This window comes from Xenorhabdus siamensis (assembly GCF_037996745.1).
In the GTDB taxonomy this organism is placed as follows: domain Bacteria; phylum Pseudomonadota; class Gammaproteobacteria; order Enterobacterales; family Enterobacteriaceae; genus Xenorhabdus; species Xenorhabdus indica.
The window spans coordinates 1-18,081 of sequence record NZ_JBBMXE010000020.1 but is presented as its reverse complement, the minus strand read 5'-3'; the positions used below and the strand labels follow the sequence as shown (position 1 = coordinate 18,081).

General features: G+C 44.5%; 11 protein-coding genes and 2 rRNA genes. 8 read left to right on the top strand and 5 right to left on the bottom strand.

What is annotated here, in order from left to right:
* Positions 1-14: 14 nt before the first annotated feature.
* The 3 genes from AAC852_RS18260 to rfaH form a co-directional block, all read right to left on the bottom strand.
* A complete protein-coding gene (locus AAC852_RS18260) occupies positions 15-1,016 on the bottom strand; it encodes a LacI family DNA-binding transcriptional regulator (protein WP_340622212.1) in 1,002 nt (333 codons plus the stop codon).
* Positions 1,017-1,240: 224 nt separating this feature from the next.
* Entirely contained in the window at positions 1,241-1,972 is a 732-nt protein-coding gene (locus tag AAC852_RS18255; RefSeq protein ID WP_340622211.1) for a helix-turn-helix transcriptional regulator, read from the bottom strand.
* Between the two features lie 401 nt (positions 1,973-2,373).
* Positions 2,374-2,862 carry a transcription/translation regulatory transformer protein RfaH gene (gene rfaH / locus AAC852_RS18250; RefSeq protein ID WP_340622210.1) on the bottom strand — a complete coding sequence of 163 codons (489 nt, stop codon included), beginning with the start codon at positions 2,860-2,862 and terminating at the stop codon, positions 2,374-2,376.
* A 566-nt stretch (positions 2,863-3,428) separates the two neighbouring features.
* Between rfaH and ubiD the strand changes: the two genes are divergently transcribed.
* Together ubiD and fre are read left to right on the top strand one after the other, a co-directional pair.
* Positions 3,429-4,901 carry a 4-hydroxy-3-polyprenylbenzoate decarboxylase gene (ubiD, locus tag AAC852_RS18245; protein WP_340622333.1) on the top strand — a complete coding sequence of 491 codons (1,473 nt, stop codon included), beginning with the start codon at positions 3,429-3,431 and terminating at the stop codon, positions 4,899-4,901.
* Between the two features lie 10 nt (positions 4,902-4,911).
* Positions 4,912-5,613, top strand: a complete 702-nt coding sequence (gene fre / locus AAC852_RS18240; RefSeq protein WP_340622209.1) for an NAD(P)H-flavin reductase — start codon at positions 4,912-4,914, stop codon at positions 5,611-5,613.
* A 296-nt stretch (positions 5,614-5,909) separates the two neighbouring features.
* Here the strand turns inward: fre and fadA are convergent, their stop codons facing one another.
* Positions 5,910-7,073 (bottom strand): acetyl-CoA C-acyltransferase FadA, encoded by a 1,164-nt coding sequence (gene fadA / locus AAC852_RS18235; RefSeq protein WP_340622208.1) that lies wholly within the window; start codon positions 7,071-7,073, stop codon positions 5,910-5,912.
* An 11-nt stretch (positions 7,074-7,084) separates the two neighbouring features.
* On the bottom strand, positions 7,085-9,271 hold the full coding sequence (fadB, locus tag AAC852_RS18230; protein WP_340622207.1) for a fatty acid oxidation complex subunit alpha FadB: 2,187 nt from the start codon (positions 9,269-9,271) through the stop codon (positions 7,085-7,087).
* A 271-nt stretch (positions 9,272-9,542) separates the two neighbouring features.
* Here fadB and pepQ point away from each other — a divergent pair, with 271 nt between their 5' ends.
* The 6 genes from pepQ to AAC852_RS18200 form a co-directional block, all read left to right on the top strand.
* Positions 9,543-10,877 carry a Xaa-Pro dipeptidase gene (pepQ, locus tag AAC852_RS18225; protein WP_340622206.1) on the top strand — a complete coding sequence of 445 codons (1,335 nt, stop codon included), beginning with the start codon at positions 9,543-9,545 and terminating at the stop codon, positions 10,875-10,877.
* Entirely contained in the window at positions 10,877-11,488 is a 612-nt protein-coding gene (locus AAC852_RS18220; RefSeq protein ID WP_340622205.1) for an IMPACT family protein, read from the top strand. The genes pepQ and AAC852_RS18220 overlap by 1 nt, the downstream gene beginning before the upstream one ends.
* 37 nt (positions 11,489-11,525) lie before the next feature.
* Entirely contained in the window at positions 11,526-12,977 is a 1,452-nt protein-coding gene (gene trkH / locus AAC852_RS18215) for a Trk system potassium transporter TrkH (RefSeq protein ID WP_340622204.1), read from the top strand.
* Positions 12,978-13,012: 35 nt separating this feature from the next.
* Positions 13,013-13,555 (top strand): menaquinone-dependent protoporphyrinogen IX dehydrogenase, encoded by a 543-nt coding sequence (gene hemG, locus AAC852_RS18210; protein ID WP_340622203.1) that lies wholly within the window; start codon positions 13,013-13,015, stop codon positions 13,553-13,555.
* Between the two features lie 390 nt (positions 13,556-13,945).
* Positions 13,946-15,488 (top strand): 16S ribosomal RNA (locus AAC852_RS18205).
* A 361-nt stretch (positions 15,489-15,849) separates the two neighbouring features.
* A 23S ribosomal RNA gene (locus AAC852_RS18200) occupies positions 15,850-18,081 on the top strand; the annotation flags it as partial.

Sequence of the window (18,081 nt, the reverse complement as noted above, 5' to 3'; positions counted from 1 at the left end):
TGTTGAAATAAAATCTATTTTATTAAAAGAACAGAATCTCTGATGACGAGTTCTGCGGAAAACATATTCATTTGTGGAATCGGTTCTTTTTTGGCGCTAAGTTGTAATGCCAGATTAGTAGCCCGTTGAGCCATTTGTTCAATTGGGTTGCGTATGGTAGTTAAGGGAGGATAGAGATATTGGGCTGTAACTATATTATCAAAGCCAATTATCGATAGTTGTTCTGGTAAGCGAATTCCCCGCCGATGTAGGGAGCGCATCATTCCAGCAGCCATCACATCATTAAATGTAACTGCTGCGGTAAAGTTGATGCCGCTGTCTAAGAGCTTTTCTGCTGCTTGTTCTCCGCCTTTTTCGTTAAATGGAACACTGATAACCCAACCGCTGGGTACAGTGATACCCGCATTAGCCATTGCAGAATAATATCCTTCCAAACGGTGTTTTCTATCATCAATTGGTAAGTCTGCTGTTATATAAGCAATTTTTTGATGACCATTTTGGAGAAGGTAGTTGATAGCAGTCTGAGAAGCACTGATATTATCTAACCAGATACATCGGTTAGCGATGGCGGGAAGATATCGATTAATAACCACTAATCCTGGAGTGTGAGCTGCATAACGTAATATATCGGCTTCGCTCATTCTACTGACATAGGCTACTATTGCTTCACATCCTTGATTGATTAAAAAATCCAATGCAGATTTTTCGAGTTCAGCTTGATGCCCGCCACTACAAACCATAAGTTTGGTTTCTTTTTTTCGAGCGATTTTTTCAACTCCCCGAGACAAAAGAGAAAAAAATGGATCAGCTAAATTACCAGTCAGTAACCCCAACATATTGCCGCACCTTTGTGCCAATGCAAGTGCCGCGGAATTACGGTGGTAGTTTAATTCTCGCATGGCTTTTTCTACACGCTCACGTGTACCTGGTTCAACATAAACTGTATTATTAATAACACGACTGACAGTGGCTACAGATACTCCAGCTTTATGAGCGACATCTTTCATAGTGGCCATTGCTCTTTCCCTAGCAGTTATGCAAGCTAAATATGAGGTCGGATCATATCCCAATTTATTCCGATGATCATGAAATGTTTTGTGGCCTTTATTTCAGGCGAGTAACATATATTCGGATCTAGCGAATAGTTTAATGATAGAATGAGAGTTTTATCTCTTCAGTTATTTAAATCGCTTTTTAAAGTGTGTAATATTCTGATCACATAGTTATCTATGTCACATAGTTATCTATGCTCCCAGGAATTTTCTCCCTTATTGTCTCGCTGCATCTTGAAATTCATTGGATGTAGAAAAGTATAGTCTATAGATTTAAGATATTTTGGTGGGATGTATAAATCATAATTGTTTCTTTCACAAAGAGTTTTTAATTCAATCATTGAATTTATTGAAAATTTTTCATAGATGTTTTTAAAATATCTTTCTAATGTACGACATGATATTTTTAATTCATTAGCAATTTTCCTATTACTGATACCTCGGCAGAACAGAAATACTATTATCCATTCTTTTTCTGTTAATATATTGTTAGGAGGGTTGAGGTTAATGGACGCTGTAATATCATTTCTGATATAGTGATGTACTGAAAAATGGTTTATTTCTTTAATGTGACAAACGATCCCGATGCATTTATTCTCTTCACTCATTAATGGGTATTTTTCGCAAAAATAGGGTCTTAGTTGCTTTGATTCGTATTGGAAATAAGAACTAATAGATGATACTCGTTGCATGGATGTTAAGACTTGACGATCATGTTCTTCAAAGAGATGAACAAGATGGTTAAATGGTGTAGGTAATTCTTTTTCAGTATACCCTGTCACATCAAAATCGTCAGACAAATTATTTAATTTAATAAACACCTTGTTTGCATATATGAGATGGAGTTTCTTATCTTTTACAGACCATGATTCATGACTTTTATCCCACATATTTGTTAACTGAGGAGTGATTTGACTCATTATATAACCTTTAATAATTATTGGATATTTTTTGTTATAACTTCAGTTGATTAATTGATCTTCAAACGAAAATATTCTTATTCATACGAGGATAACTAATTCATTTCAGATGGAATGTGAGAAGAGCTTATTATTCATGTAACAGGTTTCATGGCGTGTGAAAATGTGACTGTTGTCATGATTTTTTACCTTGCTTAATTGCCGGGTAAGTAAAAATATTAGTTGTCATGACTCTCCTGGTGTGAAGAGCCAAATATCGCAGGCTGAAATCCTCCAATCACAACTATATTTGGATTTGGTAGTTTAGCTATGTGATTAATGCTTGATGAGAAAAACCGTCATAAATAGCTCCTACTCAAAAATGGAGGTATTTATGACGGTCTGAGAAGAATTCAATTGAATCAGACTTTAATGAACTGTTTATTATCCAACACCTTGGAGACTTCTTTATTGAGTATATTCAACAGAAGAATCGAACGGGTTTCTCCATCCGGTTCATTATAAATGGCCTGAATACCTTCAAAAATACCTTCAGTTATCAGTACTGTATCACCAGAAACAGGGGTTTCTGGTGCAGTAAACTCCTGTTCAGTTGCGCTCATTAACTCATCAATTAACTGTTGTGGAACAATAGCTGGGTACGTGCTGAAGCGGATAAAATGATTGACTCCACGTGTTGAATTGACGGTAGTGGTATGAATAACCTCCGGATCAAAATTCACAAAGAGGTAGTTCGGAAAGAGGGGTTCGGTTACGGTTGCCCTTTTACCCCGAACAATTTTTTCAATTTTGGCTGTGGGTGTCAGGCAAATAACTTCCTGTCGCTCCAGGTTTTCTATCGCCCGAGAGATTTGCCCGCGTTTACAGTAAAGAAGATACCAGTTTCCCATAATATTCCGACCCCATTACACAATGTACTTAGCATAACAAAACCGATATACCAGGATCATCTATAAAGTGAAGCATAACAAAACTGATATACAAGGATCACCTATAAAGTGAAAATGCGTTTAGGGGGGAAAACATGGTTTTATAACCAGTAGGTGTTTGTTACCAGTAAAAGTTCATGTTTTATAGCATTTAACTGTACATTGACCAATTTTATGTATGTTTATGAATTTATTTTGTTTTTATAGATGAAACCAACAAAGGATTTGCTATTAAAATCAATTGAATTATATCAATAGGTATATCGAAGAAATCCATGCTACAAGAATAGTACTATTTTTTAGTGACAGAAATGGAAGGTTTAAAATCTTTCGGCGTAATGTAGAGTTTTCTGAACAATTTGATAAACAGGTGGAGTCTGAGTAATGTTTCATTGTATCCCAGCAACCTAATCCACAAGATTACAATAAACTCATTGATTTTTAGTAGGTTATGGGTTTACCTTGTAACCTTTATGGGAAGGCTTATAATGTCTCTCCCTCCTTGCAAATCGGTACAATTAAATAAGATGAAATACCGCGATTTAAGAGACTTTCTTTCCCTGCTGGAGCAATCTGGTGAATTAAAACGAATTCGTATGGAAGTTGATCCTTATCTGGAAATGACAGAAATCGCGGATCGTACTCTTCGTGCCGGTGGTCCTGCTTTGTTGTTTGAAAATCCAAAAGGATATTCAATGCCGGTTTTATGTAATCTGTTTGGTACACCTAAACGGGTTGCAATGGGAATGGGACAGGATGATGTTAAGGCACTGCACGATGTTGGCAAATTACTGGCTTTTCTTAAAGAGCCTGAGCCACCGAAAGGTTTTCGTGACTTGGTAGATAAGCTGCCAAAATTCAAACAAGTTTTGAATATGCCAACTAAGCGTCTTAGTTCTGCGCCTTGTCAGGAACAGGTCTGGGAGGGGGCTGAAGTTGATTTGACCCGTATTCCTGTGATGCACTGCTGGCCCGAAGATGCCGCTCCTCTAATAACATGGGGGCTGACTGTAACCAAAGGGCCAAATAAAGAGCGTCAGAATCTGGGCATCTATCGTCAGCAGGTTTTGGGGAAAAATAAACTTATCATGCGGTGGTTATCACACCGTGGTGGTGCGCTTGATTTTCAGGAATGGTGTCAGGCACATCCAGGCGAACGATTCCCCGTTGCTGTTGCACTGGGAGCTGATCCTGCCACAATCTTGGGAGCCGTCACCCCTATCCCTGATACGTTGTCTGAATATGCTTTTGCCGGGCTGTTACGTGGACATAAAACAGAAGTAGTGAAATGTTTATCCAATGATTTGGAAGTGCCTGCTAGTGCTGAGATTATCCTTGAAGGGTATATCGAGCCGGGAGAAATGGCGCCAGAAGGGCCATATGGCGACCACACTGGTTATTATAATGAAGTAGATATGTTCCCAGTGTTGACCGTCACACACATTACTCAGCGCCGTGATGCCATCTATCACTCCACTTATACAGGGCGTCCACCGGATGAACCTGCTATATTGGGGGTAGCATTGAATGAAGTGCTGGTACCAATTCTACAAAAGCAATTTCCTGAAATTGTTGATTTTTATTTACCACCGGAAGGGTGTTCTTATCGGCTTGCTATCGTGACGATGAAAAAACAATATGCAGGGCATGCTAAGCGAGTCATGATGGGGGTTTGGTCATATCTGCGACAATTTATGTACACAAAATTTGTTATTGTCTGCGATGATGACATTAATGCGCGAGATTGGAACGATGTCATCTGGGCAATAACGACGCGAATGGACCCGCAACGGGATACTGTCTTAATGGAAAATACACCTATCGACTATCTCGATTTTGCATCACCGGTTTCTGGGCTTGGTTCAAAAATGGGATTGGATGCAACAAATAAATGGCCGGGAGAGACACAAAGGGAGTGGGGGCGTCCGATAGTTATGAGTGATAAAATCCGGACCCGTGTCGACGAGATTTGGGATCAATTAGATATTTTGGAGCGATAAGAGGGAACGCATGACAACACTAAGCTGTAAAGTAACATCGGTTGACTCCATTACAGATACAGTTTATCGGGTTCGTTTATTACCTGATTCGCCTTTTTCTTTTCGTGCAGGGCAATACCTTATGGTGGTTATGGATGAGCGGGATAAACGTCCTTTCTCCATGGCATCACCGCCATCAGAAAAACAGACGATTGAATTGCATATAGGTGCTTCTGAATTAAATCTGTATGCAATGGCGGTGATGGATAGGATCCTGGATCAGAAAGTTATTGATATTGATATTCCACACGGGAAAGCATGGTTTCGTGAAGATAGTAAAAACCCGATGTTATTGGTTGCAGGAGGAACAGGGTTTTCTTATACCCGTTCTATCTTACTGGCCGCATTAGAAAAAGATCCTAATCGCGAAATTGCAATTTATTGGGGTGGTCGCGAATTACAGCATCTCTACGATTTAGAAGAATTGCAGGCACTGAGTGAATGTTATCCTAATTTAACTGTTGTTCCTGTCGTTGAACAGATTGATGAGAATTGGCATGGAAGAACGGGGACTGTACTAAGTGCCGTTCTGGAAGATTTTAGCAGTTTGGCGCCGTATGATATCTATATAGCAGGCCGTTTTGAGATGGCTAAAATTGCCCGTGAACGGTTTTGTAGTGAACGTGATGCTTGCATCGATCGCATGTATGGTGATGCATTCGAGTTTATCTGAGCCAATCGCCATACTTGTCACCACTTTTCAGGTGTCTTGTTAGCACGAGTATTCACCCTCCAGTTACCGAGTATTCATCCCCCAGTTACATAGTTAGCTATGCCTCTGGGGAATCATCGGATTACTATTACTATCCTGATACACAATTTGAATCTATTAAATATAAGAAATAAAAAAAACCCGCCCCTGACAGGCGGGAAACTACGGCAACAACTTATTAGAGTGATGCAATAGATAAGACAGACAAGGGGAAAATACGCATAAATAATCGTCAGATAACTCCAGTAATTTAACAACTAGATTCTTTCAACAATCGTGGCAATGCCTTGGCCCAACCCTATACACATTGTTGCTAACCCGAATTGGACATCTTTACGCTCCATTAAGTTCAGCAAGGTTGTAGTGATACGAACACCAGAGCAACCCAGTGGGTGACCAAGAGCAATAGCACCACCATGTAGGTTGATTTTGTCGTCCATGCTATCCAGCAATTTCAGACCTTTCATACAAGCCAGAGATTGAGCTGCAAATGCTTCGTTTAACTCAATCATGCCAATATCTGAAAGGTTCAAGCCTGCTTTTTTCAATGCCATGTGTGTCGCAGGTACAGGACCATAACCCATGATAGAAGGATCACAGCCGACAACTGCCATTGCACGGATACGAGCACGTGGTGTTAACCCTAATTCACGAGCTTTACTTTCACTCATGATTAACATCGCAGATGCACCATCTGAAAGCGCGGAAGAGTTGCCTGCGGTCACACTACCTGTGACGGGATCAAAGACAGGACGCAGGGCAGCCAAGTCTTTCAGATTAGTATCGGGGCGGATCACTTCATCAAAATCGATGAGTTTTAGATTACCATCAGCGTCATGCCCTTGGATTGGTGCGATTTCACCAGCAAAGGCTTTTGACTCTGTCGCTTGTGCAGCGCGCTGGTGTGAACGCATGGCGAATTCATCCTGCATTTCGCGGCTGATACCGTGCATTTTCGCCAGCATTTCAGCGGTTAAACCCATCACACCAGCCGCTTTTGCTACATTACGACTTAACTTAGGATGGAAATCGACACCATGAGTCATCGGTACATGTCCCATATGCTCAACACCACCAATCAATGCAATGTTGGCATCACCCGTCATGATCATGCGGGCACCATCGTGTAACGATTGCATTGAAGAGCCGCACAGACGGTTTACTGTAACGGCAGGAACTGAGTGAGGGATCCCGGCCAGTAAGGCGGAGTTACGGGCAATATTGAAGCCTTGTTCCAGTGTTTGTTGTACACAGCCCCAAGAAATATCGTCGATATGTTCAGGTTGTACTGACGGATTGCGCTTGAGTATCGATTTCATCAAATGTGCAGAGAGATCTTCGGCACGGATCTGACGGAATACTCCACCTTTTGAGCGCCCCATAGGGGTACGGATACCATCAATAATGACTACGTTTTCCATGTTTTCAGACCTCACGCTGTTTCACCGGGATTAACAGCAAGTTTTGCTGCGGCAGGATAGTAACTTTCATTGCTCTCAGCTTTCGCTTTCAGGCCAGTTGGAACTTGATAAAGTGTGCCTAAATGAGCATAACTTTCAGCCAGTTTCACATAAGCTGCGGTTCCCATCGTATCCAAATAACGGAAAATACCACCGTGGAATGGAGGGAAGCCTAAACCATAAACCAGTGCCATATCTGCTTCCGCAGGGCTGGCAATAACACCTTCTTCCAGACAGCGGACCACTTCGTTAATCATTGGGATCATGGTACGAGCAATGATCTCTTCGACAGAGAAAGTCTGTTTAGGTTGACTAACGTCTGCCAATAATTGATCTGTGGTTTCGTCTTGTTCTTTTTTCGGTTTGCCTTTTTTATCTTGGGTGTATTTATAGAAACCAACACCATTTTTCTGACCATAACGTTGATTTTCAAACAATACATCAATGGCATCCCGGTAATCGCGGCTCATACGGTCAGGGAAACCTTGCGCCATAACACTCTGGGCGTGGTGAGCAGTATCAATACCAACAACATCAATGAGGTAAGCAGGACCCATCGGCCAGCCAAATTCTTTTTCCATGATTTTGTCGATTTGACGGAAATCACCGCCATCGCGCAATAACATGCCGAAGCCAGCCAGATAAGGGAACAGGACACGATTTACGAAAAATCCTGGGCAATCATTGACAACGATTGGCGTTTTACCCATTTTGCTGGCGTAGGCGACAACAGTAGAAATTGTTTTGTCTGATGTTTTTTCCCCACGAATGATCTCAACCAATGGCATACGGTGAACCGGGTTGAAGAAGTGCATACCACAGAAGTTTTCTGGTCGTTTCAGTGATTTTGCCAGTTCAGTGATTGGAATTGTGGAGGTATTAGATGCCAGAATGCAGTCATCATTAATATGGGATTCTGTTTCTGCCAGAACTGCGGCTTTAATTTTCGGATTTTCAACGACGGCTTCAACAACAACTTGTGACTGCTCAATGCCGGCATAATTCAGGGTGGGTTGAATGGATGACAACATCTTAGCCATCTTCATCGCATCTAGACGTCCGCGTTCGAATTGCTTATTCAACAGCTTAGCCGCTTCATTAATACCTAAATCCAGCGCTTTCTGATTAATATCTTTCATCAGCACTGGAACTCCCTTACGTGCTGATTGGTAAGCAATGCCGCCTCCCATAATGCCTGCACCCAGAACGGCTGCGCGTTGAGGTGTGGATACTTCTTTCAGATGTTTTTTTGCCAGACCTTTTACATATTGGTCATTCAGGAAAATGCCGACCAAAGCGCGAGCAACGGAAGTGTGTGCTAATGCAACAAAATTTTCGCTTTCCAGTCTCAATGCTTCATCACGACCCAATGTGGCAGCTTTCTCAATGGTTTTCACGGCAGTAATTGGAGCAGGGTAATGAGGGCCTGCAACTTTCATTACCATACCTTTTGCCACGGTGAAGCTCATGGTGCGCTCAACTTCGTTGAGATTCAGTGGTGACAGCTTAGGCTGGCGGGCAGCTTTCCAGTCCAAGTCACCTTTGATGGCTTGTTCCAAAATAGAAACAGCAGCATCAATCAGTTTTTCAGCAGGGACAACCGCATCAACTAAACCGTTTTTCAGTGCTTCTTCTGCGCTGATATCTTTGCCTGCGGTAATAATCTCAAGGGCATTGTCAGTACCAATTAGGCGTGGCATACGGACGGAGCCACCGAAGCCTGGCATAATGCCCAGTTTAGTTTCTGGTAAACCAATTCGAAGATCTGGTGACGCAATACGGAAATCAGTGGAAAGTACTAGCTCACAACCACCGCCAAGCGCATACCCATTGATTGCGGAGACTGTAGGAACAGGGAGATCTTCAATTCGGTTGAAAATATTGTTAGCGAGATTCAACAGTTCATGAAGTTTTTCTGCTGGTGCGCTGAATAAGGATAAAAATTCTGTGATATCTGCACCAACAATGAAGGCTTGTTTTTCAGAACGTATTAATAGCCCTTTTAATTCAGTTTGTTGCTCAAGGGTAGCAACGGCTTTATCTAATGATGCAACAGTTTTTGTGTCTAATTTATTAATTGCAGATGGCGCATTGAAGATCAGTTCTGCAATGCCATCTTTCAGCCAGTTTACTTGAATAGTTTCACTTAGGTAGAGCATGTCATTCTCCTCAATGAGTGCATACCATCTGGTATGACCAGATGCAGTTGATTGTGATTAGTGTGTTAAGTGAATGCAAATCAATGATTAATTTTTTGTAGGGCAGATCACAGGTAAGATTTATGATATGTAGTGATATTTTTTATTATTGCATTGAAAAATATAAATATTATCAGTTAATTCCTATGAAATAGATTTTCTGCTATGGCACTAAAAAAAAGGAATTGTGATAAAATTTAAATTCCGGCCAGATAACCTAAAGGCTAATAAAATGGAAAAGTTGGCATCTCTGTACCAAGAACATATTAAGATATTGCAAAAACGTGCCAGAGAAATATTGGCACGTAGTCAGCTAGACGCCCTGCTTATTCACTCTGGTGAGTTATTACGAGTGTTTCTTGATGATAGCCATTATCCTTTCAAGGCAAATGCGCATTTCAAAGCATGGGTTCCTGTAACCAATGTACCGAATTGCTGGTTATGGATTGATGGTATTAATAAACCCAAGCTATGGTTTTACTCCCCAGTGGATTATTGGCACAGTGTGGAACCATTGCCTCATGGTTATTGGGCTGAAGAAGTAGAAATGTTTCATTTGGCTAAGGCTGATGATATCAAAGTTGCACTGAATGGGTTACCAAAACAATATACAGCATATATCGGTGAGCAAGTTGATCGTGCAAAATCTCTGGGGCTCTTCGATCACAATATTAATCCTAAAGTAGTTTTAGATTATTTAAGTTACCATCGTTCATATAAAACCGATTATGAACTGGCTTGTATGCGTGAAGCGCAGAAAACGGCTATAAATGGTCATATGGCCGCACATGACGCATTTCTGTCGGGTGTCAGTGAATTCGAAATCAATATGTTCTATTTAATAGCAACAGGCCACCGTGATACTGATGTTCCCTATGATAATATTATTGCTTTGAATGAAAATGCAGCAGTTTTGCATTACACAAAGTTACAACAAACCGCACCTTCTGAAATTCGCAGTTTTTTGATTGATGCCGGGGCGGAATATAATGGCTATGCTGCGGATATCACCCGAACTTATGCCGCAAAACCCAACAGCGAATTCGCCGCTTTGATTAAAGGATTGAATGATGAGCAACAGGCGATTATAGCCACGATTAAAGCTGGTGGTCGATACACCGATTACCATATCAATATGCATCATCGTATAGCCAGGTTGCTGAAAAAACACGATATCATTACTGGAGTTAGTGAAGAAGTCATGGTTGAGAAAGGGCTAACAACGCCATTTTTCCCACATGGACTTGGTCATCAACTTGGCCTACAGGTGCATGATGCTGCCGGGTTTATGCAAGATGATAGCGGAACCCATCTGGCTGCGCCGGAAATGTATTCTTACCTGCGTTGTACACGTATCTTAGAGCCGGGAATGGTTTTGACCATTGAGCCGGGCCTTTATTTCATTGAAACTTTATTGACGCCTTGGCGTGAAAGTGAATACAGCAAACATTTCGATTGGAAAAAAATCGGTATGCTTAAACCTTATGGCGGTATTCGCATTGAGGATAATATCGTTATTCACGATGGAAGGATTGAAAACATGACCAGAGATTTGCAGTTGTCGTAATGAAGCCTTATTTAATTCCTGCGGCTTCAGTTAATTTTACTGAAGAAATAAAGAAAAGTCGTTTTATTACCCTGTTGGAACATACCAGCGGGGTAGATGAGGCGAAAGCATTTATCCAAGGTATCAAGGAACAATACCCTGATGCCCGGCATCACTGCTGGGCTTTTGTCGCAGGTGCGCCTGATGACTCTCAGCAATTGGGGTTCTCAGATGGTGGAGAGCCTACCGGAACTGCGGGTAAACCGATGATTGCACAATTAATCGGGAGTGGTTTAGGAGAGATCACCGCAGTATCAGTTCGTTATTTTGGTGGTATCAAGCTTGGTACAGGTGGATTGGTGAAAGCCTATGGTAATGGTGTTCAGCAGGCACTTAAGCTATTGGAAAAAAAGTATAAAGTACCGCAAAAACTGTATCAGTTACAGTGTGAATATGCACAAATTTCCATGGTGGAACAATTGTTACAGCAATTTTCAGGGCAAGTGCTCGCTAGTGAGTATACTGAAAATGTTACATTGCAAATATCATTACCTGCTACTCTTGCAGAAGAAATAGGTAATAGATTACGTGACTTAAGTCGCGGTACGCTTTTTTTAACGTCAAAAAAATAACTGTTTTGTCATACAGGATTTCGAAGGAACCTGCTGAATGCATTTTCGCACCATAACTCGTATTGTCGGGCTACTTGTTATTATTTTCTCTGTCACAATGATTATTCCGGGGTTGGTGGCATTGATTTACCGAGATGGTGCAGGCAGAGCTTTCAGTCAGACATTCATCTTTGCGCTCTTTATTGGTTTAATACTATGGATACCCAATCGGGAACAAAAACATGAATTGAAACCTAAAGAGGGTTTCCTGATTGTTGTTCTGTTCTGGACAGTATTGGGCAGTGTCGGAGCATTACCTTTTATTTTCTCTGAAAAACCTAACCTTTCGGTTACAGATGCCTTTTTTGAATCCTTTTCTGGCCTGACAACAACAGGGGCGACGACGCTTGTTGGTCTTGATTCCCTTCCTAAGGCAATTCTCTTTTATCGGCAAATGCTGCAATGGTTGGGGGGAATGGGAATTATTGTATTGGCTGTTGCGATCCTGCCGTTGTTGGGCGTCGGTGGAATGCAGCTTTATCGGGCTGAAATGCCGGGACCGTTAAAAGACAATAAAATGCGTCCTCGTATTGCGGAAACAGCTAAAACTCTTTGGCTGATTTATGTCTTATTGACTATTGCCTGTGCGATTGCACTATGGGCAGCGGGAATGTCGATTTTTGATGCGATTTCTCATAGCTTTTCTACCATCGCCATCGGTGGATTTTCAACACACGATGCCAGCGTGGGATTTTTCAATAGCTCGACAATTAATACTATTATTGCGATCTTTCTGCTGATTTCCGGTTGTAACTTTGGCTTGCATTTTGCTGTGCTTTCCGGGCGAAGTTTGACAGTCTACTGGCGTGACCCTGAATTTCGCATGTTTATCAGTATCCAGTTGGCATTAGTCGTACTGTGTACACTGGTCTTATGGCAGCATTCTGTTTATGAATCCAAATTAAATGCACTTAATCATGCTTTCTTTCAGGTTGTTTCAATGGCAACGACGGCAGGATTTACAACAGACAGTTTTGCTAAGTGGCCTCTGTTTCTGCCGTTCTTACTATTATGCTCTGCATTTATTGGTGGATGTGCCGGATCAACTGGTGGTGGTTTAAAAGTCATTCGTATTTTGCTCTTATTTCTACAAGGCTCCCGCGAACTGAAACGTCTGGTGCATCCGAACGCGGTATATACTATTAAATTGGGACACCGGGCATTACCGGAAAAAATTATTGAGGCAGTCTGGGGGTTTTTCTCTGCTTACGCATTGGTTTTCATCATTAGTATGTTGCTACTGATAGCAACAGGTATTGATGAATTCTCTGCCTTTTCGGCTATTGCTGCAACATTGAATAACCTGGGGCCAGGGTTGGGAACCGTAGCGGATAACTTCACTACAATGAATCCGACAGCCAAGTGGATATTGGTCGTTACGATGCTGTTTGGACGTTTGGAAGTTTTCACTTTATTAGTCCTATTCACACCGACTTTCTGGCGCGACTAATTATAAGATGATTCGTTATTTAAAAGGACGTATCTATGAACTACTTACTGCTCTATTCCACACAGGATGGACAGACTAAGAAAATTATTACTCGTATCGCGGAAAATATTCGTCGTGCGGGTATAGGATGTGATTTAAGAGATCTTGCTACAGTCAAGCACATGAATTTGGCTCCTTACCACAAAGTGATGGTCGGAGCCTCAATACGTTATGGTCACTTTAATTCTGTATTATATAAGTTTGTCACGAGCCATCAAAAGCAATTGAATCAATTGCCGACAGCATTCTTTAGTGTCAATTTAACCGCGAGAAAACCAGAGAAAAGTACACCGGAAACGAATGCCTATTTACGCAAGTTCTTGACAAAAAGCACGTGGAAGCCCGATTTGTGTGATGTTTTTGCAGGAGCTTTGCTTTATCCCCGTTATCATTGGTTTGATCGCCTCATGATTCAATTCATTATGCGCATGACGGGAGGAGAAACGGATACAACCAAAGAGGTTGAATACACCGATTGGGCTAAAGTAGATCATTTTTCAGAGATGTTTTTACAGTTAGCGTGTCAAAAAGCGTCTTAAAAGCAATCTATTCGCTGATTTTTGCGTCGTTTTGAGGAAAAAAAACGCGAACAGAAAAAAAGTGCAAAAAAACTATTGTCAGCGCCAGAAAACGCCCTATAATGCGCATCTGTTGTCACGACAAACACACAAATAAGTCGGGATGACAGGAGTGACCGGCCACGAAAATAAAGGCTTGACACGCTGAGAGGAAAGCGTAAGATACGCCGCCTCGCAACCCAGAACGCAGGTTCGGTTGCCCATGCTCTTTAACAAATTAATCAGACAATCTGTGTGGGCACTCGCAAGACACCGTCGAAAGCCGAAAGGCAAAAAGATTAAGTCTTGAAGAGTGACTGAACAGTTAATTCATTACGAACTAACAGTTTAATTCTTTGAGCAGCAAACTTTGAATTGAAGAGTTTGATCATGGCTCAGATTGAACGCTGGCGGCAGGCCTAACACATGCAAGTCGGGCGGCAGCGGGGGAAAGCGTGCTTTCCTGCCGGCGAGCGGCGGACGGGTGAGTAATGTCTGGGGATCTGCCCGATGGAGGGGGATAACCACTGGAAACGGTGGCTAATACCGCATAACCTCTGGGGAGCAAAGTGGGGGACCTTCGGGCCTCACGCCATCGGATGAACCCAGATGGGATTAGCTAGTAGGTGAGGTAAGGGCTCACCTAGGCGACGATCCCTAGCTGGTCTGAGAGGATGACCAGCCACACTGGGACTGAGACACGGCCCAGACTCCTACGGGAGGCAGCAGTGGGGAATATTGCACAATGGGCGGCAGCCTGATGCAGCCATGCCGCGTGTATGAAGAAGGCCTTCGGGTTGTAAAGTACTTTCAGCGGGGAGGAAGGCGTAAAGTTGAATACACTTTGCGATTGACGTTACCCGCAGAAGAAGCACCGGCTAACTCCGTGCCAGCAGCCGCGGTAATACGGAGGGTGCAAGCGTTAATCGGAATTACTGGGCGTAAAGCGCACGCAGGCGGTCCATTAAGTTAGATGTGAAATCCCCGGGCTTAACCTGGGAACGGCATCTAAGACTGGTGGGCTAGAGTCTCGTAGAGGGGGGTAGAATTCCACGTGTAGCGGTGAAATGCGTAGAGATGTGGAGGAATACCGGTGGCGAAGGCGGCCCCCTGGACGAAGACTGACGCTCAGGTGCGAAAGCGTGGGGAGCAAACAGGATTAGATACCCTGGTAGTCCACGCCGTAAACGATGTCGATTTGGAGGCTGTGCCCCTGAGGTGTGGCTTCCGGAGCTAACGCGTTAAATCGACCGCCTGGGGAGTACGGTCGCAAGATTAAAACTCAAATGAATTGACGGGGGCCCGCACAAGCGGTGGAGCATGTGGTTTAATTCGATGCAACGCGAAGAACCTTACCTACTCTTGACATCCAGCGAAGCCTTTGGAGACAGAGGCGTGCCTTCGGGAGCGCTGAGACAGGTGCTGCATGGCTGTCGTCAGCTCGTGTTGTGAAATGTTGGGTTAAGTCCCGCAACGAGCGCAACCCTTATCCTTTGTTGCCAGCACGTTAGGGTGGGAACTCAAGGGAGACTGCCGGTGATAAACCGGAGGAAGGTGGGGATGACGTCAAGTCATCATGGCCCTGACGAGTAGGGCTACACACGTGCTACAATGGCGGATACAAAGAGAAGCGACCTCGCGAGAGCAAGCGGACCTCATAAAGTCTGTCGTAGTCCGGATTGGAGTCTGCAACTCGACTCCATGAAGTCGGAATCGCTAGTAATCGTAGATCAGCATGCTACGGTGAATACGTTCCCGGGCCTTGTACACACCGCCCGTCACACCATGGGAGTGGGTGGCAAAAGAAGTCGGTAGCTTAACCTGCGGGAGGGCGCTGACCACTTTGTGATTCATGACTGGGGTGAAGTCGTAACAAGGTAACCGTAGGGGAACCTGCGGTTGGATCACCTCCTTAACCTATGAGGGTGAACTGTGAGTGTTCACACAGATTGTCTGATGAATGTAAGACGAGCAGCGTCTGCGAAGCGACTTGAAGTCCCCTTCGTCTAGAGGCCTAGGACACCGCCCTTTCACGGCGGTAACAGGGGTATAGCTCAGCTAGGGGACGCCACTTTGCACGCAGGAGGTCGGGTGAAAGGCGCTTAGCTCCACCATCATCGGTATTCTTAAGCGGGCTTTCAGAAAGCCGAGTTTAGCAATACCAGCTCTTTAACAATCTGGAACAAGCTGAAAATTTGAAACACTCAGTAGATGTCAAATGACAACTATTGAGGAGTCTCTCAAAACTCCAGTCCGAAGACTTCTTCGGGTTGTGAGGTTAAGCGACTAAGCGTACACGGTGGATGCCTAGGCAGTCAGAGGCGATGAAGGGCGTGCTAATCTGCGATAAGCGCCGGTAAGGTGATAGGAACCACAATAACCGGCGATACCCGAATGGGGCAACCCAGTGCAATCCGTTGCACTATCCTGGCCTGAATTCATAGGGGCAGGAGGCGAACCGGGGGAACTGAAACATCTCAGTACCCCGAGGAAAAGAAATCAACCGAGATTCCCCCAGTAGCGGCGAGCGAACGGGGAGGAGCCCAGAGCGATCAGCAGTGTCAGCGTCAGGAGAACGGTCTGGAAAGGCCGGCAGTAAAGGGTGACAGCCCCGTATCCGAAGACGCTGGCAGTGTGAGCTCGACGAGTAGGGCGGGACACGTGGTATCCTGTCTGAACAGGGGGGGACCATCCTCCAAGGCTAAATACTCCTGACTGACCGATAGTGAACCAGTACCGTGAGGGAAAGGCGAAAAGAACCCCGGCGAGGGGAGTGAAAGAGAACCTGAAACCGTGTACGTACAAGCAGTGGGAGCACCTTCGGGTGTGACTGCGTACCTTTTGTATAATGGGTCAGCGACTTATATTCTGTAGCAAGGTTAACCGCATAGGGGAGCCGCAGGGAAACCGAGTCTTAACGGGGCGCGAAGTTGCAGGGTATAGACCCGAAACCCGGTGATCTAGCCATGGGCAGGTTGAAGGTTGGGTAACACTAACTGGAGGACCGAACCGACTAATGTTGAAAAATTAGCGGATGACTTGTGGCTGGGGGTGAAAGGCCAATCAAACCGGGAGATAGCTGGTTCTCCCCGAAAGCTATTTAGGTAGCGCCTCGTGAACTCATCTCCGGGGGTAGAGCACTGTTTCGGCTAGGGGGTCATCCCGACTTACCAACCCGATGCAAACTGCGAATACCGGAGAATGTTATCACGGGAGACACACGGCGGGTGCTAACGTCCGTCGTGAAGAGGGAAACAACCCAGACCGCCAGCTAAGGTCCCCAAGTCCTGGTTAAGTGGGAAACGAAGTGGGAAGGCTCAGACAGCCAGGATGTTGGCTTAGAAGCAGCCATCATTTAAAGAAAGCGTAATAGCTCACTGGTCGAGTCGGCCTGCGCGGAAGATGTAACGGGGCTAAACCAGGCACCGAAGCTGCGGCAGCGACATATTAATGTTGCTGGGTAGGGGAGCGTTCTGTAAGCCGCTGAAGGTGAACCGTGAGGTTTGCTGGAGGTATCAGAAGTGCGAATGCTGACATAAGTAACGATAAAGCGGGTGAAAAACCCGCTCGCCGGAAGACCAAGGGTTCCTGTCCAACGTTAATCGGGGCAGGGTGAGTCGACCCCTAAGGCGAGGCTGAACAGCGTAGTCGATGGGCAACAGGTTAATATTCCTGTACTCGGTGTTACTGCGAAGGGGGGACGGAGAAGGCTATGTCATCCGGGCGACGGTCGTCCCGGTTTAAGCGTGTAGGTGGGATAACCTGGCAAATCCGGTTATCTGTAACACTGAGGCGTGATGACGAGGCACTACGGTGCTGAAGTGACAGATGCCCGGCTTCCAGGAAAAGCCTCTAAGCATCAGGTAACAGTGAATCGTACCCCAAACCGACACAGGTGGTCAGGTAGAGAATACTCAGGCGCTTGAGAGAACTCGGGTGAAGGAACTAGGCAAAATGGTGCCGTAACTTCGGGAGAAGGCACGCTGGCATTAGGTGAAGGGACAGGCGCCCGGAGCCAAAGCCAGCCGCAGATACCAGCTGGCTGCAACTGTTTAATAAAAACACAGCACTGTGCAAACACGAAAGTGGACGTATACGGTGTGACGCCTGCCCGGTGCTGGAAGGTTAATTGATGGGGTTATCCGTAAGGAGACGCTCTTGATCGAAGCCCCAGTAAACGGCGGCCGTAACTATAACGGTCCTAAGGTAGCGAAATTCCTTGTCGGGTAAGTTCCGACCTGCACGAATGGCGTAATGATGGCCAGGCTGTCTCCACCCGAGACTCAGTGAAATTGAACTCGCTGTGAAGATGCAGTGTACCCGCGGCAAGACGGAAAGACCCCGTGAACCTTTACTATAGCTTGACACTGAACATGGAGCCTTGATGTGTAGGATAGGTGGGAGGCAGTGAAGTGTGGACGCCAGTCTGCACGGAGCCATCCTTGAAATACCACCCTTGAATGTTTGATGTTCTAACGCCGGCCCGTTATCCGGGTTGCGGACAGTGT